The 17,068-nt window shown below is 72.0% G+C and carries 24 protein-coding genes and 1 tRNA gene; 17 read left to right on the top strand and 8 right to left on the bottom strand.

What is annotated here, in order from left to right:
* Positions 1 to 26 precede the first annotated feature (26 nt).
* The 5 genes from ACGFNV_RS33665 to ACGFNV_RS33645 all read right to left on the bottom strand — a co-directional run bounded on the left by ACGFNV_RS33665 (position 27) and on the right by ACGFNV_RS33645 (position 5,246).
* Positions 27 to 1,823: a copper resistance CopC/CopD family protein gene (locus tag ACGFNV_RS33665; RefSeq protein WP_393627790.1), complete on the bottom strand. Its 1,797-nt coding sequence runs from the start codon at positions 1,821 to 1,823 to the stop codon at positions 27 to 29.
* Positions 1,824 to 1,968: 145 nt separating this feature from the next.
* Positions 1,969 to 2,121, bottom strand: a complete 153-nt coding sequence (locus ACGFNV_RS33660) for a hypothetical protein (RefSeq protein WP_393627713.1) — start codon at positions 2,119 to 2,121, stop codon at positions 1,969 to 1,971.
* On the bottom strand, positions 2,118 to 2,591 hold the full coding sequence (locus tag ACGFNV_RS33655) for a cupin domain-containing protein (protein ID WP_393627711.1): 474 nt from the start codon (positions 2,589 to 2,591) through the stop codon (positions 2,118 to 2,120). The genes ACGFNV_RS33660 and ACGFNV_RS33655 overlap by 4 nt, the downstream gene beginning before the upstream one ends.
* Positions 2,588 to 3,187, bottom strand: a complete 600-nt coding sequence (locus ACGFNV_RS33650; RefSeq protein WP_393627710.1) for a GNAT family N-acetyltransferase — start codon at positions 3,185 to 3,187, stop codon at positions 2,588 to 2,590. Before ACGFNV_RS33650 ends, ACGFNV_RS33655 begins: the two co-directional genes overlap by 4 nt.
* Complete coding sequence (locus tag ACGFNV_RS33645; RefSeq protein WP_393627708.1) at positions 3,180 to 5,246, bottom strand: penicillin acylase family protein; 2,067 nt, start codon at positions 5,244 to 5,246, stop codon at positions 3,180 to 3,182. The genes ACGFNV_RS33650 and ACGFNV_RS33645 overlap by 8 nt, the downstream gene beginning before the upstream one ends.
* An 81-nt stretch (positions 5,247 to 5,327) precedes the next feature.
* On the opposite strand from ACGFNV_RS33645, the gene ACGFNV_RS33640 reads away from it, so the two are divergent.
* From ACGFNV_RS33640 to ACGFNV_RS33610, 7 genes are all read left to right on the top strand, one after another.
* Positions 5,328 to 6,047 carry a siderophore-interacting protein gene (locus tag ACGFNV_RS33640; protein WP_393627706.1) on the top strand — a complete coding sequence of 240 codons (720 nt, stop codon included), beginning with the start codon at positions 5,328 to 5,330 and terminating at the stop codon, positions 6,045 to 6,047.
* A gap of 24 nt (positions 6,048 to 6,071) precedes the next feature.
* Positions 6,072 to 6,662 (top strand): HhH-GPD-type base excision DNA repair protein, encoded by a 591-nt coding sequence (locus tag ACGFNV_RS33635; protein WP_393627704.1) that lies wholly within the window; start codon positions 6,072 to 6,074, stop codon positions 6,660 to 6,662.
* Positions 6,663 to 6,813: 151 nt separating this feature from the next.
* Positions 6,814 to 7,476: an HdeD family acid-resistance protein gene (locus ACGFNV_RS33630; RefSeq protein ID WP_393627703.1), complete on the top strand. Its 663-nt coding sequence runs from the start codon at positions 6,814 to 6,816 to the stop codon at positions 7,474 to 7,476.
* Positions 7,477 to 7,581: 105 nt separating this feature from the next.
* Positions 7,582 to 7,914 carry a hypothetical protein gene (locus ACGFNV_RS33625; protein WP_393627702.1) on the top strand — a complete coding sequence of 111 codons (333 nt, stop codon included), beginning with the start codon at positions 7,582 to 7,584 and terminating at the stop codon, positions 7,912 to 7,914.
* A gap of 68 nt (positions 7,915 to 7,982) precedes the next feature.
* Positions 7,983 to 8,111 (top strand): hypothetical protein, encoded by a 129-nt coding sequence (locus ACGFNV_RS33620; RefSeq protein WP_393627701.1) that lies wholly within the window; start codon positions 7,983 to 7,985, stop codon positions 8,109 to 8,111.
* Between the two features lie 231 nt (positions 8,112 to 8,342).
* Entirely contained in the window at positions 8,343 to 8,639 is a 297-nt protein-coding gene (locus ACGFNV_RS33615; protein WP_004943146.1) for a type II toxin-antitoxin system VapB family antitoxin, read from the top strand.
* A 138-nt stretch (positions 8,640 to 8,777) separates the two neighbouring features.
* Positions 8,778 to 9,404: a LytR C-terminal domain-containing protein gene (locus ACGFNV_RS33610; protein ID WP_393627789.1), complete on the top strand. Its 627-nt coding sequence runs from the start codon at positions 8,778 to 8,780 to the stop codon at positions 9,402 to 9,404.
* A 17-nt stretch (positions 9,405 to 9,421) separates the two neighbouring features.
* Here ACGFNV_RS33610 and upp read toward each other — a convergent pair whose 3' ends face one another.
* Complete coding sequence (gene upp, locus ACGFNV_RS33605; RefSeq protein WP_393627700.1) at positions 9,422 to 10,057, bottom strand: uracil phosphoribosyltransferase; 636 nt, start codon at positions 10,055 to 10,057, stop codon at positions 9,422 to 9,424.
* 147 nt (positions 10,058 to 10,204) lie between these two features.
* Here upp and ACGFNV_RS33600 point away from each other — a divergent pair, with 147 nt between their 5' ends.
* The 4 genes from ACGFNV_RS33600 to ACGFNV_RS33585 all read left to right on the top strand — a co-directional run bounded on the left by ACGFNV_RS33600 (position 10,205) and on the right by ACGFNV_RS33585 (position 11,878).
* Positions 10,205 to 10,402, top strand: a complete 198-nt coding sequence (locus tag ACGFNV_RS33600) for a hypothetical protein (protein WP_133927912.1) — start codon at positions 10,205 to 10,207, stop codon at positions 10,400 to 10,402.
* 301 nt (positions 10,403 to 10,703) lie between these two features.
* Positions 10,704 to 11,237 (top strand): hypothetical protein, encoded by a 534-nt coding sequence (locus ACGFNV_RS33595; protein WP_393627788.1) that lies wholly within the window; start codon positions 10,704 to 10,706, stop codon positions 11,235 to 11,237.
* 56 nt (positions 11,238 to 11,293) lie between these two features.
* Positions 11,294 to 11,725 carry a tRNA adenosine(34) deaminase TadA gene (gene tadA, locus ACGFNV_RS33590; protein ID WP_393627698.1) on the top strand — a complete coding sequence of 144 codons (432 nt, stop codon included), beginning with the start codon at positions 11,294 to 11,296 and terminating at the stop codon, positions 11,723 to 11,725.
* A gap of 68 nt (positions 11,726 to 11,793) precedes the next feature.
* Positions 11,794 to 11,878 (top strand) — tRNA-Ser (locus ACGFNV_RS33585).
* Here ACGFNV_RS33585 and ACGFNV_RS33580 read toward each other — a convergent pair.
* Positions 11,860 to 12,117 (bottom strand): hypothetical protein, encoded by a 258-nt coding sequence (locus ACGFNV_RS33580; protein ID WP_393627696.1) that lies wholly within the window; start codon positions 12,115 to 12,117, stop codon positions 11,860 to 11,862. The two genes, ACGFNV_RS33585 and ACGFNV_RS33580, sit on opposite strands and share 19 nt — an antisense overlap.
* A gap of 198 nt (positions 12,118 to 12,315) precedes the next feature.
* On the opposite strand from ACGFNV_RS33580, the gene ACGFNV_RS33575 reads away from it, so the two are divergent.
* The 5 genes from ACGFNV_RS33575 (at position 12,316) to ACGFNV_RS33555 (ending at position 16,068) form a co-directional block, all read left to right on the top strand.
* Positions 12,316 to 12,492 carry a hypothetical protein gene (locus ACGFNV_RS33575; protein WP_166662320.1) on the top strand — a complete coding sequence of 59 codons (177 nt, stop codon included), beginning with the start codon at positions 12,316 to 12,318 and terminating at the stop codon, positions 12,490 to 12,492.
* 31 nt (positions 12,493 to 12,523) lie between these two features.
* The gene (locus ACGFNV_RS33570; protein WP_393627695.1) at positions 12,524 to 12,817 is read left to right on the top strand and encodes a Dabb family protein; all 294 of its coding nucleotides are present in this window, start codon (positions 12,524 to 12,526) and stop codon (positions 12,815 to 12,817) included.
* A 189-nt stretch (positions 12,818 to 13,006) separates the two neighbouring features.
* Positions 13,007 to 13,954, top strand: coding sequence for an RNA polymerase sigma factor SigF (locus ACGFNV_RS33565; RefSeq protein ID WP_393627787.1), 948 nt, complete (start codon positions 13,007 to 13,009; stop codon positions 13,952 to 13,954).
* Positions 13,955 to 14,199: 245 nt separating this feature from the next.
* A complete protein-coding gene (locus ACGFNV_RS33560) occupies positions 14,200 to 15,087 on the top strand; it encodes an RNA polymerase sigma factor SigF (RefSeq protein ID WP_393627694.1) in 888 nt (295 codons plus the stop codon).
* Between the two features lie 63 nt (positions 15,088 to 15,150).
* A complete protein-coding gene (locus ACGFNV_RS33555) occupies positions 15,151 to 16,068 on the top strand; it encodes a hypothetical protein (protein WP_393627692.1) in 918 nt (305 codons plus the stop codon).
* 60 nt (positions 16,069 to 16,128) lie between these two features.
* Here the strand turns inward: ACGFNV_RS33555 and ACGFNV_RS33550 are convergent, their stop codons facing one another.
* Positions 16,129 to 16,320, bottom strand: coding sequence for a hypothetical protein (locus ACGFNV_RS33550; protein WP_393627690.1), 192 nt, complete (start codon positions 16,318 to 16,320; stop codon positions 16,129 to 16,131).
* Positions 16,321 to 16,516: 196 nt separating this feature from the next.
* On the opposite strand from ACGFNV_RS33550, the gene ACGFNV_RS33545 reads away from it, so the two are divergent.
* Positions 16,517 to 17,059, top strand: coding sequence for a MarR family winged helix-turn-helix transcriptional regulator (locus tag ACGFNV_RS33545; RefSeq protein ID WP_393627688.1), 543 nt, complete (start codon positions 16,517 to 16,519; stop codon positions 17,057 to 17,059).
* Positions 17,060 to 17,068 lie beyond the last annotated feature (9 nt).

The raw sequence follows: 17,068 nt of genomic DNA, 5'->3' as shown, positions 1-17,068 counted from the left end.
CAGGAAGGTGTCGGCCCGCCCCGGCGTCACCCCTCGATGCGGACCTTCTTGGTCTCGCTCACCTGGTCCACGTCCGACACCCGCACCGTCACCTTCATGTCCCAGGTGCCGGCGATGGGCAGGTTGAAGGAGTCCGCGACCCAGTAGCCGCCCCGGTCGGTGACGCGGGTGTCGAGGGGGCCGATCTTCTGGCTGGGGAGGGTGAAGGTGACGCGCAGTTCGGGGACGATGGCCACGCTTCCGTCGAGGCCGAAGACGAGGGCCTCCACCTTGTTGTCCCCGGCCCGGTTGGACTGGAGGGTGACCTGGACGCGACCGCGCGCCGAGCCGACCTCGAAGGGGACGTCGTTGACGGAGGCGGCGGTCACCGCGCTGGAGCCCGACGACGTGGACGCCTCGGCCGCCGCGCGGCCCGGGAGGGTGTTCGTCAGTACGGTCGTGATCATCAGCACCACGACCGAGATGGCGACCTCGACCAGCACCGAGCGGCGCAGCGCCTTGCGGTGCGCGTCCTCCGGGCCGGACGCCTCGAGGGACTTGGCGGCGCCGGGGGCGTCCTCCCTGCCCTCGGGCTCCGCCGGTCCCCCCACCTGCGCGGGCACCCGCTCCTTCACCGCCACCTCGGCCTCCTTCACCACCACCTCGGCCTCCTTCACCTTCTCCGTCTCCGCCGTCACCAGCCGAGCCGTCCAGCGCCGTGAATAGCCCGCCGCCGCCAGCAGCAGCGTCACCGCCGCCAGCTTGACGAGCAGGATGCGGCCGTACGGCGTCCCCGTCAGCGCGTTCCAGGAGCCGAGGCCGCGCCAGGACTGGTAGACGCCGGTGACCGCCAGGACGATCACGGAGGCGAAGGCCAGCCGGGAGAAGCGGGCGACGGTGAGCGCGGGGAGCGGGCCGCGGTGGAGCAGGGTGAGCAGCGCCGTGAGACCGCCCAGCCAGGCCGCCGTCGCCAGCAGGTGAAGCACGGAGGACGTCATGGCCACCGGGACCTGGATCCCGGCCGACGCGTGCTCCGCCGACGCCCAGGTCAGCGCCAGGCCGACGGCGACGACGGCGCCCTCGCCCAGGGTCACCCGGGTGGGCCGTTCCTGCTTGCGGGCGCGCAGCAGCAGTACGGCCGCGCACAGCAACAGCAGCAGGCGGGCCAGCAGGGCCTGGCCCGGACGGGTCGTCAGGGTGCGGCTCAGGGCGGACGGGTCGAACACGGCCGCGGGGCCGGTGCCGGACTCGTAGGGCGCGCGCAGCAGGAGGAGTGCCACGGTGGACACCAGCAGCGTCCACCAGCCGATCACGAGCGTCCTGCGCAGCCGGCCCGGCTCGGGCGGGCGGCAGACGGCGAGGAAGACGGCCGTGCCGACGAGCAGCGCCGCCGCGCCGTACGCGAGGTAGCGCGCGAGGTCGTAGAGGCTGCCGGTGGCCGGGTCCTCGACGGGGCCCGTGCTGATCACGGCGGGGGTCGGGGAGGGCTTGCCGACGGAGTAGGTGAAGGCGCCGGAGACCGGGTGGCTGTCCGCGGACACCACCCGCCAGGCCACGACGTACGTCCCCTCGGTCGCCTTCGCGGGCAGGCTGACCTGCACGGTGTCCGACCTGCCCGAGGCGTGCCGGGCCTCGCCCTCGTCGACCCGGCGGTTGTCGGGGTCGAGGACGCGCAGGGAGTCGTCGAGCAGGCCTACGGACTCGGTGAAGGTCAGGGTGAGGGAGCGGGGCGCGGTCTTGAGGACGGCTCCGTCGGCGGGGTCGGTGTCACGGAGGGCGGCGTGGGCCGACGCCGGTCCCGCGCCGCCGAGGACGAGCAGGACCAGCATGGCGCCCAGCAGCACCAGCCCTTGAAGCCGCCGTGTTCCGTCTCGTCGCCCGCCATGGCGCCCTTCGTCCACGTCACTACTCCGTCTTCGGACTCGCCGCTCGGGGATACGTACGGATGAAAGCCCGCCCGCGCTCACTACGGGCCCGAGGTGACACGTCTCACCAGGTCGGCCGCGCCGACACCCCGCCATCGACCACACCCGGGCCGATGCCGCCGCCCGCACGGGTGACGAGCGCGGTCAGGCCCGCGAGCAGGCCCGTATTCCCCGTGCTCCCCGTGGTCCCCCTACTCCCCGTGGCCCCCGTGGTCATGGTCGGCACAGTTCCAGGATCCGGGACGTCAGCGCCGGATAACGCGCCGTCAGGTCGGCCGCGTCCCCGTGCTCGTACCCCGCGAACGTGAACCCCGGCGCCATCGTGCAGCCGAAGAACGTCCACGCGCCGCCGGCCGTCACCCGGCCGCCCATCCAGGTGCCCGCGGGCACCGTGAACTGGAGGTGCTGGCCTGCGAGGACGTCCGGGCCGAGGACGGCGGTGCGGGAGGTGCCGTCGGGGGCCAGGAGCAGCAGTTCCAGCGGGTCGCCGAGGTAGAAGTGCCAGACCTCGTCGGTGGGCAGGCGGTGCAGGGCGGAGAAGTCGTCCGCGGTCAGCAGCGCGACGATGGCGGTGCCCTCCGGGCGGCCGTCGGGCCGCTCGGGTCCCGCCCAGGTCTGGCGGAACAGGCCGCCCTCGCGCGGGATCGGCTCCAGTCCGTAATGGGCGACGAGTTCCTCGGGAGTCACCCGGGGAAGGCTACCTCCCGCCTGAGGAAAGCCAGTTGGGCGCGCTTCTCCGGCAGGTACACGTCCGGCAGGTCGATCTCCGGCAGCGTCACGACCGGTCCCGCCTCGAAGCCCTGCCGCAGGAAGCGGGACACCGCCTTCTCGTTGGCCACGTCCGGGTCCACCACCACCCGGCGCCGGTCCAGTCCCAGCAGGACGTACGAGGCGATGGCCGACACCAGCGCCGCGGTCCAGCCCGCACGCGCGCCGTCGGGTCCGGCGGGGGCGAGCAGCAGGTGGACGCCGATGTCGCCGGGCTCGACGGGGTAGCACTCGCTGACCCGGTCGGCCTCCGGTTCGTACGTCTGGAGGAGCGCGGCGGGCTCGCCGTCCTTCACGACCAGGTAGGCGTGGTGGGTGTCGAGGGTGTCCATGTGGGCGTAGATCTCGGCGACCTGGTCCCTCGTCAGGCCGTTCATGCCCCAGAAGGCGGCCCGTTCCCCGGCGGCCCAGCGATGGATCACCTCCGCGTCGGCCTTCGGGTCGAGAGGCAGGACGCGGACGGTGCCGAAGCCGTCGAGGACCTGCTCGTGGACGGGGGTGCGCTGGTCAGACATCGGTCTCCTCGGTCTCCTTCGTCAGACGGTCCCAGTCCGTGCACACAGGGATGAGCTCCCCCTTCAGCCACAGCGGGAGCTGGTCGTGGTGGTGCGGGTCGCCGGGGTCGCCGGACGCCCCGAACGGCACCACCCAGCGGCTGTCCTCGCGCCGGGCCAGGTCCCACACGTAGCGGGCGGCCGGACCGCGCGCGGCGAGGTCGGTCCAGCCCGGCACGGCCGAGGTGCACAGCACACAGTCGTGGTCGCCGGAGAGCACCGGGCCCTCGTACGAGGGGTCGGGCAGCGCGCGCCAGGGGGCGAGGCGGTGGGTGTCGCCCCAGCGGGCGGGCGGCAGCCCGGCGACCTCCTCGACGGCCGCGCGGACGGTGGCGGGACGGTCGACGCCGTACAAGTCCTCCGCCCGCAGGAGGTGCTCCAGGGCGAAGCCGATGCGCGGGACGAGGGCCAGCCAGGGGAGGAGGACCTCCGGGTAGGCCGGCGGGGTGGTCAGCGCGGCGAAGGCCGGGTGGGCGGCGAGGCGACGTACGACCGCGCCGCGCACCGCCGCGTAGGCGGCCGCGTCCCGGCTGTCCGCGTCCATGCGGCGGTCCCAGCGCAGGAGGCGGTCGCGCAGGGCGGCGGCCTCGTCGGACAGGTCGTGGAGGGCGGCGAGGTGGTCGAGGAGGGGCCCGGCGGAGCCGAGGTGGGTGTCGGTGTGGATCGCGGGCATGTCCGCCGCCGACCACTGGCGGCGCTCGTCGAGGAGGGCGCGGATGCGGTCGGCGCGGTGCGGCGGGGCGAACTCGACGCCCAGCGGGGCGGCCGGGCCGCGCTGGTTGGCCATGACCGCGATGCCGTCGGTCAGACCGGCGCGGGGCATCTCGTGCCAGCCGGTCCACTCGTGCCCGGGCTCCCACGCGGGCACCAGGCCGGTGCCGTTGGCCTCGGCGCGCACCGGCACCCGGCCGGCGACCCGGTGCAGCAGGCCGCCCTCGGTGTCGGCGGCCTGGACGACGTTGACCGGCTCGGCCCAGGCGTCGAAGGCGCGGTCGACGTCGGCGACCCGGCGGGCCCGCAGCAGCGGGAGCAGGGCGCCGAAGCCGAGGTCGGCGGTGACACGGGGCGGGTAGCGCAGGCTCAGGGCGACCGGGGTGCCGTCGTCGAGTCCTTCCGGGCCACCGGCGATCACCGGTCCCCGACCGGTCTCGATCACCTCGACCTCGACGGTCCCCTCGCCCGCCACCTGGACCAGCTCCGTGTGCCGGGCGGCGCGCCGCCACACCCCGTCCGGGGCGAGGGCCTCGACGCCGGCGCCGGTGCGTCGCAGCCGCTCCCGGTAGAGGTCCTGGTAGTCGGCCATGGCGTTGGTGATGGCCCAGGCGACCGTGCCGGTGTGCCCGAAGTGGGCGATGCCCGGGACGCCGGGGACGGCGAGGCCGATGACGTCGAACTCGGGGCAGGCGAGGTGGATCTGCTGGTAGACGCCGGGGTCCTCGATGAAGCGGTGCGGGTCGCCCGCGATGACGGCCCGTCCGGTGAGCGTGCGTTCCCCGCTCACCAGCCAGCCGTTGCTGCCGGAGGTGCCGGGGCCGTCGGTGGCGAACAGCCCGACCGCCTCGGGGCCCAGGTGGCGTACGGCCTCCTCCCGCCACAGCTTGGCGGGGAACCCGGCGAAGAGGATGTGGGTGGCCAGCCAGACGCCGAGCGGGGTCCAGGGTTCCCAGCGGCCGGGGGCGAGGCCGAGGCGATCGAACTCCCGGGTGACCCGCAGACCTTCATTGACGCCGTCGACGTACGAGCGCACCCACTCCGCCGTCTCCGGGTCCGACCCCTCCAGCGCTGACCAGCAGCGGCGGGCGGTGTCGTCGAGGCGGGCGCGGCGGGCGAACACGTCCCAGGGCACGGCCTCGGCGCCGAGGAAGGACGCCGAGGTGCCCTGGGCGCGGTGCCGCTCGACCTCCAGCTGCCAGGCGCGGTCGCGGGCGGTGACGCGGCCCTGGGCGCGGGCCAGCGCGAGGGGGCTGTCCGCGCGCAGGTGCGGGACGCCCCAGGCGTCTCTGCGGATCTCGGTGGTCACCCTGTGCCCCCTCCAGGCTTTAGGTTAGCCTTCCCTAAGTTTTTGTCGGTGGCGGAATCGTACGCGAGGGGTGGAGGCGCGATGGCGCAGGGGCGGGGATGGGAGGGCGCGGTCCTCAGGCTGATGCGCGCCAAGGACTTCGAGTTCACCGTGACGGACGCGGAGGACGTCACACCGCACTACCGGCGCCTGCGTCTCACCGACGGCGGCATGCTCGCCGCGACCGGCGTCCACCCCACCATGTGGGTACGGCTCTGGTTCGACAACGCGGGCAAGCCCCACCAGCGCGCGTACACGCTGGTGGACCCCGACCCGGCCACCGGCACCTTCGCCCTGGAGTTCGCGCTCCACGAGGGGTGCGCCAGCGACTGGGCCCGGGCGGCCGGGCCCGGGGACACCATCGAGGCGACGGTCCAGGGAACGGGCTTCGACCGGCCCGTCCCCGAGCCCTCGCACGTCTTCGCGATCGGCGACCCGGCCTCGCTGCCCGCCCTCAACTCCCTCCTCGCCGAGTTCGAGGCCCCGGCGACCGTCTGGTTCGAGGGCACCCCCGACGGCCTGCCCCTGCGCACCGACCCCGCCCGCCACGACCTGCGCCCGGTGCCCCGCCGCGAGGCCGGGGCCCACCTCGTCTCACGCGTACGGGCCGACCTCCCGGACCTGCTCAGGGCCACCCCGGAGCCGTACGTCTGGATCGCATGCGACACGGCGACGACCCGTGCCCTGTCGGCGTACGTCCGAAAGGATCTCGGCGTTCCCAAGCAGCGCACACACGCGCTGGGGTACTGGCGCGCGACCTGATCCCGTACGCGGGATCATCGACGCATGGACGTCACCCTGCACCTCGCCCAGGACCCCGAGGCCGACGAACTCCTCGGACGCTCCCCGCTCGCCGCGCTGGTCGGCATGCTGCTCGACCAGCAGGTGCCGATGGAGTGGGCGTTCAAGGGGCCCCGCACGATCGCCGACCGCCTCGGCTCCTCCGACCTCGACGCGCACGAGATCGCCGCCCGGAGCCCCGAGGCCTTCGCCGCCCTGCTCTCCGAGAAGCCGGCCGTGCACCGCTACCCCGGCTCCATGGCCAAGCGCGTCCAGCAGCTGTGCCAGTACCTCGTCGAGCACTACGACGGTGACGCCGAGGCCGTCTGGCAGGGCGTCGACGACGGGCGCGAACTGCTGAAACGCCTCGAGGCCCTCCCCGGCTTCGGCAAGCAGAAGGCACAGATCTTCCTGGCCCTGCTCGGCAAACAGCTCGGCGTGGCCCCGCCGGGCTGGCGCGAGGCCGCCGGCGCCTACGGCGAACCGAACTCCTTCCGCTCCGTCGCCGACATCACGGGCCCCGAGTCCCTCTCGAAGGTCCGCGCCCACAAGCAGGAGATGAAGGCCGCGGCGAAGGCGGCGAAGCCCGCCAAGTAGTTGTGTGCGGGGGGCTTGTAACACCGGCGGAGCCGCGCGGGCAGCCGACGGCCGGCTGCCCGCACCGGCAACAGCAGCCGCGTGGAGGGTCCGTCAGTCGGGCGGACCGTTTCGGATGGCGGGGTGGTCGGGGTCGGTTTCAGGATGGGTCATGACCGAGCCACCGACCGGTTCCCCCAGGGGCCCGGAGTACGACGACCGGAGGGTGCACGCCCGGCACCCCGCGACCGCTCGCGAGCCGGAGCCGCCCTTCGAGGGTCCGCTGCACGCCCTGTCCCGGGCCGCATGGCAGGTCGTCCTGGGCACCGGCGTCGCCTCTCTGGTCATGGGCGTGCTGGTGCTGGTCTGGCCGGGCGCCTCCCTGTTCGCGGCCGGCATCCTCTTCGGCCTGTACCTCGTGATCAGCGGCGCCCTCCAGCTCGTCTCCGCCTTCGGTACGCACAAGACCACCTCGCTGCGCGTCCTGGCCTTCATCAGCGGCGCCCTGTCGATCCTGCTGGGCCTGTTCTGCTTCCGCGGCCCCATGCAGTCGATCCTGCTGCTCGCCCTGTGGATCGGCATCGGCTGGCTGATCCGCGGGATCACCCACACCCTCGCCGCCGCCTCCGACCCGTCCATGCCCGCTCGCGGCTGGCAGATCTTCCTCGGGGCCCTCACCGTGGTGGGCGGCATCGTGCTGATCGACTCCCCCTTCGAGTCGGTCGCCGTGCTCACCCTCGTCGGCGGCATCTGGCTGGTCGCGGTCGGAGTCGTCGAGATCGTCGTCGCGCTCACCATCCGGAGGCGGGCCCGTCAGCTCCCGCACACGGTGTGACGGCCCCACATACGCCCCACGCTCCCCTCACGCCCCGTACGCCGTGCGAGCGGATCTCGCGGCCCGTGGGATGAACCACCCGGGGCCGGCGGGGACATGACCCCTGTGAGCGCCACGCGAAGCCTTCCGCGCAGCCGCGCCTGGCTGCGGGTGCTCGCGCTGCTGCTCGCCGTGCTGGTACTGGGCGCGCACGCCGAGGCGCACACGGCGCCCGTAGAGGCCGCCGTCGGCGAGAGCGTCGAGTACGACGTCCTCGACACGCCGCTACGCCCCCCGGCCCGCACCGCCACCCACCGCCCCGCCGCACCCCTGCGCCCCGCGCCCCTCCAAGCCCTGCCGCCCGGCGTCCCACCGGTCCCGCCGCCCCCGGCACCGCCCGGCCCGCCGTACGCCCCCCTCACCCCGCACCCCCTGCGCTCCGTGGTCCTGCGCTGCTGACGTGCCCGCCTCCCCCAGTCGGTCGGCACAACTCCCAGCACCTGCGACAAGGACCAAGGAACACAGCCATGCCCTCAGACCCGTACGCCGTCCTGCGCGCCCTGCTGCGCGCGGAGGCCGCCCGCAGCGCCCCGAAGCCGCGACCGAAGGAAGCCCGGCCGCAACAGCAGCGGCCACCGGAGGAACGGGGCCGCTGAACCACGGCGGAGGCGGGCCGACCGCCTCCGCCACGCCCGCGTGACGAGGAACACACCTGTTTGTGGGGAGGAATCAGCTGAAGCTCCCGGGGAAGGGAACGCACGCTGGGTGCACCCGGATCACAGACCCGGCGCGCCCTTTCCGGTTCGCCCCCTTTCGCGGCACCTTTCCGCCCTCACACTCCGTCGCCATGGCTGCGCCCGGAAGGTCTGGGCCGGTAGGCTTTCCGTGTGATCTTCAAGCGCATCGGAAACGGCCGGCCGTACCCCGACCACGGCCGGGAAAGCACCCGGCAGTGGGCGGACGTCGCGCCGCGCCCGGTCCGCCTCGATCAGCTGGTGACGACCAAGCAGCAGCTCGACCTGGAAACGCTCCTCGCCGAGGACTCGACGTTCTACGGCGACCTCTTCGCGCATGTCGTGAAGTGGCAGGGCGACCTCTACCTGGAGGACGGCCTGCACCGCGCGGTGCGAGCCGCGCTCCAGCAGCGCCAGGTGCTGCACGCGCGCGTGCTCGAGCTGGACTGACGTCGACGGCTGGACTGACGTCCGCCGGTTGCGGGTTGGCCCTTTCGGGTTCTCCTGCGGCAGTCGAATGATCATCTAGTAGGCATGGCCGCCCAGGCGCACTACGCTGCGCTCATGAGCATGCTGACTCCCCGGGGCATGGGCGGCAAATACCGGATCACGGGGAACAAGTACCCCCGAATGCGCCCCCACCGGCGGCGCTCCAGGCTCGTCGTACTGACGGTCGCCTGCGCCACCGCGCTCGGAGTCGCGGGCTGGGGAACCCTGCAGCTCATCGACGTCTTCACCGGGGGCGGGGGAACGGCCTCTGCGGCCGGCACCAAGGCGGACTGCGCCACCAGGGCGACTCCCTCGGCGAGCGCGACACCCGCGGCCACGGCCGTTCCGGGGCCGGGCCGGATCACCGTCAACGTCTTCAACGCCACGCCCCGCAGCGGGCTCGCCAAGAAGACCGCCGACGAGCTGAAGAAGCGCGGCTTCCACATCGGCGAAGTGGGCAACGCCAGCAAGCAGTACGACAAGAAGGTCGACGGGACCGGCCTGCTGCTCGGCCCCGCCTCCTCCCTGAACACCTCGCTGCCCGTCCTCGCCACCCAGCTCACCGGCGCCGAGCGCCGCACCGACGCCGCCCGCAAGGGCGACGCCGTCGACCTCATCATCGGCACCGGCTTCAAGACGCTGGCCAAGCAGGCCGACGCCGACCAGGCCCTGGCCGCACTGTCGGCGCCGAAGCCGACGCCGAGCGGGGCCAAGAAGAGCTGCTGAGGCGGGCGGTGCGCGGCTTACTCAGCCGCGCCGTACAGCCGGTCCCCCGCGTCTCCCAGGCCGGGGACGATGTAGCCGTGCTCGTTGAGGTGGTCGTCGACGGCGGCCGTGACGACCGTGACCGGCGTGCCCGCGAGCTCGCGCTCCATCAGCTCGACGCCCTCCGGGGCGGCCAGCAGCACCACCGCGGTCACGTCGTCGGCACCGCGCTCGATCAGCTCCCGGATCGCCGCGACGAGGGTGCCGCCGGTGGCGAGCATCGGGTCCAGGACGTACACCTGACGCCCGGAGAGGTCCTCCGGCATGCGCGTGGCGTACGTCGACGCCTCCAGTGTCTCCTCGTTGCGGATCATGCCGAGGAAGCCCACCTCGGCCGTCGGCAGCAGCCGCATCATGCCGTCCAGCATCCCGAGTCCGGCCCGCAGGATCGGCACGACCAGCGGGCGCGGGTGGGAGAGCTTGACGCCGGTGGTCCCGGCGACCGGCGTGACGATGTCGACCTGCTCGGTCCGCACGTCGCGCGTGGCCTCGTAGGCGAGCAGGGTGACCAGCTCGTCGGCGAGGCGACGGAAGGTCGCGGAGTCCGTGCGCTGGTCGCGCAGCGTGGTGAGCTTGTGGGCGACCAGGGGGTGGTCGACGACGTGGAGACGCATGACCACAACAGTAACCGGGCCCCATGGGCCGGACGCCCCCACGTTCCGCAAGGCTCTCCCCCCGGCTGAGCGCCCCTTCATCCAACCGTTGGCATCAAACCCGCCGACCGGGGGAAAGTGGTGGAGACGGACTGGGGTGATGAGCCGATGCCCGACCTGCCTGACCGCACATCCGAACAAGGCCCGCCGCGGGGGCCGGAGACGGACGCCGAGCGCCGCCGACGGCGCGCCCAGTTCCTGCGCGATCTCGCCGAGGCCCGCGAACTGCGCGACCGCGTCCAGCCCCGCCGCGCGAAGGTCGCCCGGCTGCGACACGCGATGCGAATGCGGACGTTCCGCTGGTAGGTGCGTACACCGGGAAGATCCACGCCGACCGGGGCGTTGCGGGGGTGGGTGTGCGCGGACGCCTGGGAAAGCCGCGTACGATCCGCAGGTGGCCGCAACGAGTGTGCTGGTAGTCGCCGACGGACGTGCTCAGGGACGTGCGATCAAAACCACCGGACACAGGGAGCAGAAGACGTCCCCTGAACGCCTTGTTTCTGCCACGATTCCGAGTGGGTGGGGCTCGGAGCTCAGCTCTCTCCGCCCGTAACCTCCGCCGGGGGGACCCCCAACCGGCACGCCTATGACCAGTGGGAGAGTCACGGTGTACTTCGCCGCACTGCTCGCGCGCACCGAAGACGGGTGGGAAGCGAGCGACACAGAGCTCGACGATGTGGAGACCCTGTCGGATCTGGCCGACCTGGCCAGAGAAGCGACCCCCGACGAGGACACGGTGCTCGTGCTGATCGAGCAGGAGGACGCCTGGTTCGGCGTCGTCCGCATCGACGGCGAGGAGGACCCCCGCATCTACGTCTCCGATGCCGCCGCCGCTGCCCGCAGCAGCTACGGGGAGATCCTGCTCACCGACGAACTGCTCGGCAGGGAGCCCGGCGGCGACGACGACGCCGACCTGGACTCCCTCGACCTCGACGGCACCGAGGACGGTGAGGACGAGGACGACGACTCCGAGGACGGCGGCTCCGCCGACGGGGCCGTGCCGCACGGCCCCGTCGGTGACGCCGGCATCCTCGACGACCTCGGGGTCACCGAGAAGGAGCTGCGGTCCCTGTCCACGGACGCGGTCACGGAGATCGCCGACGCCCTGGGCGCCTCGGAGACCCTGGAGACCGTCCGCTGACCGCACCGACCGCGGGAGGGACGCCCGACCCGGTACGCGACCGGTGGCGGGCCGCGATGCGGCTCGCCCTCGACGAGGCCGGGCAGGCCGTCCGGGGCGGTGACGTCCCGGTCGGCGCGGTCGTGCTCGCCGCGGACGGCACGACCGTGCTCGCGACCGGGCACAACGAGCGGGAGGCCGTCGGCGACCCGACCGCGCACGCCGAGGTCCTCGCGATCCGGCGGGCGGCCTCGCGGCTGGGGGAGTGGCGGCTGTCCGGCTGCACGCTGGTCGTGACGCTGGAGCCCTGCACGATGTGCGCGGGCGCCCTCGTCCAGTCCCGCGTGGACCGCGTCGTCTACGGCGCCCGTGACGACAAGACCGGCGCGGCCGGCTCCCTCTGGGACGTCGTACGCGACCGGCGGCTCAACCACCGGCCCGAGGTGATCGAGGGAGTCCTCGCGGACGACTGCGCCCGCCTCCTCACCGAGTTCTTCCGCTCCCGCTGACCACGGCCCTCCGCTCCCCCTGAATACCGATTTCAAAGCAGGCCCCACCGTGCTGTAAGGTCTCCCTCGGTAGCGTGTCCGAGCGGCCGAAGGAGCTCGCCTCGAAAGCGAGTGTGGCGCAAGTCACCGAGGGTTCAAATCCCTCCGCTACCGCTGTTGACGAGGGGCTCGATCCGATGGATCGGGCCCCTCGTGGCTGTCCGGGCCGGCTTCTTGCCCAGGTACGACCAGACGAGGGCGCCGAAGACCGGGGCGTGGATCAGGAAGAGCAGCCACACCAGCTTGGGTACGAACCGGACCTGCTCCGCAGGGGTGCGAAGGAAGTCACGCAGGGCCCCCACCCACAGCAGGACCGCAACACCGATCAGAACCAAGGTCAGCAATCCCAGCATCGTCTTCTCCCCACTCGGCAGAGGCCTCGGAGCGGCCTTCACTGCTCCATCGGACGAGACCCCCCGAACGGTTCACGGCACCTGACGATCCGTTCTTGGACATTGAGCTGTTGATCCTTAAATGCGACCTGTAGTTACACTCACCGTCGTCGGCAAAAGGGGCCCCCTACGGGCACATCAGTCACAGGGGAGGCCGCGGTGGCGGTGAACGCCAAGAAGATCGCCGTGTACGTGCTCGTGGTCTTCATCCTGTACGTGATCATCACGGACCCGGCCAAGGCCGCGGACTACGTCCAGATAGGGTTCGAGGGCATTTCGGACGCCGCCAAGGCCATCGGCGAGTTCATGACGTGGATCGCAGGCGGAGCCAAGTAACCAGGTCCACCGCACACGCTGGGAGCGCCCCATGATCCGCCACCTGGTCCTGTTCAAGCTCAACGAGGGCGTCGAGCGCGACGACCCCCGGGTCGTGGCCGGCGTCGCGGCCTTCCGCGCCCTCGGCGACACGATCGAGGAGCTGCGTTTCTGGGAGCTGGGCTGGAACATCAGCGACCGGCCCATCGCCTACGACTTCGCGATCAACTCGGCGGTCGAGGACGCGGACGCCCTGAAGCGCTACCTGGAACACCCCGACCACCAGGCGGGCGTCGCCCTGTGGCGTGAGTTCGCCACCTGGGTGGTCGCGGACTACGAGTTCTGAGTCGCGTACGCCCGGATTCCGACCCGGGTACCGCAAAAGCCCTCCGCCGGACCGGCGGAGGGCTTTTGTGCTCCATACGCACCGTTATCGCCCCCCAACACGGGTATATGGGGTGCTTGCACACAGTGCACATGTCTTGTGATGCTATGACCGCTTTTGACGGATGAGTTGACCGATGAAGAGGTGGCGTTGACCGTGTCGGCCAGTACTGCGCCGCCCCAGGAAGAGACTCCCGCTCAGGCTCGGCCCCAGGCGCAGACTCCGCCTCAGGCGCAGGCTCCGCCTCAGGCGCAGGCTCCGCCTCAGGCGCAGACACCGCCTCAGGCGCAGACACCGGCGCCGGAACAGGCCGAGGCGCCCGCCCCGGAGAAACGTCGCGGCGCCGACACCCGGGCGCTCACCCAGGTGCTCTTCGGCCAGCTCAAGGAGCTCCAGCCGGGCACGCCGGAGCACAACCGCGTGCGCGCGGAGCTCATCGAGGCGAACCTCCCGCTCGTGCGCTACGCGGCCGCCCGCTTCCGCTCCCGCAACGAGCCCATGGAGGACGTCGTCCAGGTCGGCACCATCGGCCTCATCAACGCCATCGACCGCTTCGACCCGGACCGGGGCGTGCAGTTCCCGACGTTCGCGATGCCGACGGTCGTCGGCGAGATCAAGCGGTACTTCCGCGACAACGTCCGCACGGTCCACGTACCGCGCCGGCTGCACGAGTTGTGGGTGCAGGTCAACAGCGCGACCGAGGACCTGACCACCTCCTTCGGGCGCACCCCCACCACCGCCGAGATCGCCGAAAGGCTGCGCATCACCGAGGAGGAGGTGCTGTCCTGCATCGAGGCCGGACGGTCGTACCACGCCACCTCGCTGGAGGCCGCGCAGGAGGGCGACGGGCTGCCGGGCCTGCTGGACCGGCTCGGCTACGAGGACCCGGCGCTGGACGGCGTGGAGCACCGCGACCTGGTCCGCCACCTCCTCGTCCAACTCCCGGAACGGGAACAGCGCATCCTCCTGCTCCGCTACTACAGCAATCTGACCCAGTCACAGATCAGCGCGGAACTCGGTGTCTCCCAGATGCACGTGTCGCGGCTACTCGCGCGTAGCTTCCAGCGGCTGAGATCCGCAAACAGGATCGAGGCGTAACTCGCAGGAGCGAATCGCTCACCAGGGATGTTCCCGACAGGTGTGGGCCGAAAGCCCGTCAGACCCTCTCTTTCCAGGGCCGTTTCGTAACTGAGATGTCGACATGTCACTACAGCGTGTTGCCGACATGTGACATTCTGCGGGAAGCGCGTTTGCCGAGGCTTCGGCTCCGGTATTCAGGTGAAGGTCGGCGTTCCTCGATCGGAGCGTTCGCCGCGACCGTCCCGCGACCCAAAGGGGGTGGCATGTCCGTAGACCAGGGCAGCTCGAAGGTGCTCACGCTCACGAAGAGCGAGTCCGCGCCCGACGCCGCGCTCCACGACGTTACGGCCATCGAGGCCACTCCGGCCCCGGCCTTCACGGCATCGGAAGCCATCAACACCCGCACCCTGTCCCGCTCCCTGTTCCTGCGGCTCGCCGCACTCGACGAGAACAGCCCCGAGCGCGCCTACGTCCGGGACACTCTGATCGAGCTCAACCTCCCCCTCGTGCGCTACGCGGCGGCCCGCTTCCGCTCGCGCAACGAGCCCATGGAGGACATCGTCCAGGTCGGCACGATCGGCCTGATCAAGGCGATCGACCGCTTCGACTGCGAACGGGGCGTGGAGTTCCCGACGTTCGCGATGCCGACGGTCGTGGGCGAGATCAAGCGCTTCTTCCGCGACACCTCGTGGTCGGTGCGCGTGCCGCGCCGGCTCCAGGAGCTGCGCCTGGCCCTCACCAAGGCCAGCGACGAGCTCTCCCAGAAGCTGGACCGCTCCCCGACCGTCACCGAACTCGCCGCGGTCCTGGGCGTCTCGGAGGAGGACGTCGTGGACGGCCTCGCGGTCGGCAACGCGTACACGGCCTCCTCCCTCGACTCCCCGACCCCCGAGGACGACGGCGGCGAGGGCTCCCTGGCGGACCGCCTGGGCTACGAGGACACGGCGCTGGAGGGCGTCGAGTACCGCGAGTCCCTCAAGCCCCTGCTCGCCAAGCTCCCGCCCCGCGAGCGCCGCATCATCATGCTGCGCTTCTTCGCCAACATGACCCAGTCGCAGATCGGCGAGGAGGTCGGCATCTCCCAGATGCACGTCTCCCGCCTCCTGACCCGGACGCTGCAGCAGCTGCGCGACGGGCTCATCTCCGACTGAGTCCCGGAGCCCCAGGAGTTCCCGGGGCTTCCTTCCTGACGGAGCGTCAGCCACACTGACGCGATGCGTCGAGCGACAGGGACATGGGCACATGGCCGCCGTCGCGCCTTGATCGGCGCGTCGGCGGCCGTCGTCTGCCTGGGCGGAGTCCTGGGGGCGTGCGGGGCGGACGGCGCCGGTGACGGTGACGGCTATGTGGCGATCGGTTCGGGGGGCGGCCCGTCGGCCTCGGGTACGGCGCCGGAGCCGACCGACGGCGTGAAGCTGGTACCGCTGGACGGGCCGGAGGGCCGACCAGGAGACGCGCCGGGCAGGGGCGGCGGGTCCGGGGGCGGCAAGGGGGCGGAGGGCAGTGAGGGGCCGGACGGCGGTGGCCAGGAGAAAGAAGGCACCTCGGGACGGGCGGGGGTCTCGGGCAGTACGGCGGGCTCGGGAAGCACGGACGGCTCGGTAAGTGCGTACGGCTCCGGGAGCCCGAGCGGAACGGGACCCGTAGGAGGCGCGGGCACCACAGGCGGAACAGGAAGCGCGGAAGACCCGACGCCGGGCCCGGAAACCGTCCCCGGCACCCCGCGCCCCGCACCGAGTCCCAACACCACCCCGGGCGGCACCGCCACCCCCTCGCCCACGGACCCGGCCCCCCGCCCGCCTTCGAGCGGCACGCCGGCGCCCGCCCCGGCCGCCCTCACCACCGGCACCCCGGAACGCGAGCCCACCGACCGACGCTGGTGCGAGAAGGTCACCGTCGCCTTCCACAACACCGGCGGAACGCCGGTCCGGTCGGGCACGGTGACCTTCGGGACGCACATCATCGGCGCGCTCGGCGTCGACTGGGCGACGATCGAGTCGACGGAGCGACTCCCCGCCCCGATCGCCGCCGGCGCACGTAAGAAGAAGACCTGGACGGTGTGCGTCGAGGCCTGGCGCGTCCCGTTGGGCATGCACGTGGAGACGCGGGACGTGTCCGTGCGGTGGACGTGACGCCGTAGGACGGCGGGGTCGAAGCAGGCTTGTCCCTACTGGGTCGAAGCAGCCTCGTCCCTACTTCAGCGCCAGCCAGGCGACCGCCGCCACGATCGCCACCGCGGCGATCACACCGATGATCAGGCCGACGCGGGGGCCGGAAGAGGTCTGCTGCTGCTGGGCCCGGGGGGCCTCGTCGACGAAGGCGCGGAACATCTGGGTGCTGCCGGCGGGGTCGTGGTTGCCCTGGGGGCCCTGGGTGTTAGCCATGCCCCGAGACACTAGCGAATCCAGGGGTGTGGCCCAAGTGGGGGCAAGGAACGCCTGTCACCGCAACTCACCTGCGTATTTACGCTCGCAATACTTGCCTTTGCCAAGTTTTTGTTCCACAGCACCCCGGTTTTATTTGCCTGTAGCAACCAAGCGGTTCTATGGTTGCCCTAAGCAACGATAACCGGGAGGTGTGATGGCCGAGCAGGCGCAGTACGAGGAGCTCGCGCGTCAGCTCAGCGCCGTCGGGGCCGTGAAGCGGGACCTCGCGCGGATCATGCCGCCGGACTGCCCGGCCGGCTCGGCAGCCGTACTGACGCTGCTCGGGCGGAACGGAGACATGCGCATGAGCAAGCTCGCCGAGCTGCTCGCGGTGGACATGTCGGTCACCAGCCGCCATGTCGCGCACGTCGCGGAACGGGGCTGGATCCAGCGCTGCCCCGACCCCGCGGACAAGCGCTCACGCATCCTGCGCCTGACCCCGGCGGGCAGCGCGCAGCTGGACGAGCTGTCCCGGCGGAGCACCGAGCTGCTGGCCGACCGCCTGAGCGACTGGACCGACGACGAGGTCGAGCAGCTCATCCGGATCCTGTCCCGGCTACGGGCCAGCTTCGGCGACTGCCGCTCGGCGCCCCGGTCGGCCACACCGCGGTCACCGGCACCCCGCCCGCCCGTACCGCCGACGGGCACCACACCCGCCGTACTCGACACAACCACCCGTACACCCGCAAGCACGTAAGAAAAGGAA

Origin of the sequence: Streptomyces sp. NPDC048751 (genome assembly GCF_043198595.1) — a bacterium.
Classification (GTDB): Bacteria; Actinomycetota; Actinomycetes; order Streptomycetales; family Streptomycetaceae; genus Streptomyces.
Note: the sequence above shows the minus strand (reverse complement) of the source record. Positions and strands in the feature narration are given on the sequence as shown.

What these genes read in the sequence shown, in the direction of transcription:
- ACGFNV_RS33555 (WP_393627692.1), top strand. Translation starts at nt 15,151, where the DNA reads ATGCGTCGAGCGACAGGGACATGGGCACATGGCCGCCGTCGCGCCTTG.
- ACGFNV_RS33550 (WP_393627690.1), bottom strand. Translation starts at nt 16,320, where the DNA reads ATGGCTAACACCCAGGGCCCCCAGGGCAACCACGACCCCGCCGGCAGC.
- ACGFNV_RS33545 (WP_393627688.1), top strand. Translation starts at nt 16,517, where the DNA reads ATGGCCGAGCAGGCGCAGTACGAGGAGCTCGCGCGTCAGCTCAGCGCC.
- ACGFNV_RS33580 (WP_393627696.1), bottom strand. Translation starts at nt 12,117, where the DNA reads ATGCTGGGATTGCTGACCTTGGTTCTGATCGGTGTTGCGGTCCTGCTG.
- ACGFNV_RS33570 (WP_393627695.1), top strand. Translation starts at nt 12,524, where the DNA reads ATGATCCGCCACCTGGTCCTGTTCAAGCTCAACGAGGGCGTCGAGCGC.
- ACGFNV_RS33600 (WP_133927912.1), top strand. Translation starts at nt 10,205, where the DNA reads ATGCCCGACCTGCCTGACCGCACATCCGAACAAGGCCCGCCGCGGGGG.
- upp (WP_393627700.1), bottom strand. Translation starts at nt 10,057, where the DNA reads ATGCGTCTCCACGTCGTCGACCACCCCCTGGTCGCCCACAAGCTCACC.
- ACGFNV_RS33640 (WP_393627706.1), top strand. Translation starts at nt 5,328, where the DNA reads ATGGCGCAGGGGCGGGGATGGGAGGGCGCGGTCCTCAGGCTGATGCGC.
- ACGFNV_RS33610 (WP_393627789.1), top strand. Translation starts at nt 8,778, where the DNA reads ATGGGCGGCAAATACCGGATCACGGGGAACAAGTACCCCCGAATGCGC.
- ACGFNV_RS33660 (WP_393627713.1), bottom strand. Translation starts at nt 2,121, where the DNA reads ATGACCACGGGGGCCACGGGGAGTAGGGGGACCACGGGGAGCACGGGG.
- ACGFNV_RS33650 (WP_393627710.1), bottom strand. Translation starts at nt 3,187, where the DNA reads ATGTCTGACCAGCGCACCCCCGTCCACGAGCAGGTCCTCGACGGCTTC.
- ACGFNV_RS33620 (WP_393627701.1), top strand. Translation starts at nt 7,983, where the DNA reads ATGCCCTCAGACCCGTACGCCGTCCTGCGCGCCCTGCTGCGCGCGGAG.
- tadA (WP_393627698.1), top strand. Translation starts at nt 11,294, where the DNA reads ATGCGGCTCGCCCTCGACGAGGCCGGGCAGGCCGTCCGGGGCGGTGAC.
- ACGFNV_RS33630 (WP_393627703.1), top strand. Translation starts at nt 6,814, where the DNA reads ATGACCGAGCCACCGACCGGTTCCCCCAGGGGCCCGGAGTACGACGAC.
- ACGFNV_RS33560 (WP_393627694.1), top strand. Translation starts at nt 14,200, where the DNA reads ATGTCCGTAGACCAGGGCAGCTCGAAGGTGCTCACGCTCACGAAGAGC.
- ACGFNV_RS33635 (WP_393627704.1), top strand. Translation starts at nt 6,072, where the DNA reads ATGGACGTCACCCTGCACCTCGCCCAGGACCCCGAGGCCGACGAACTC.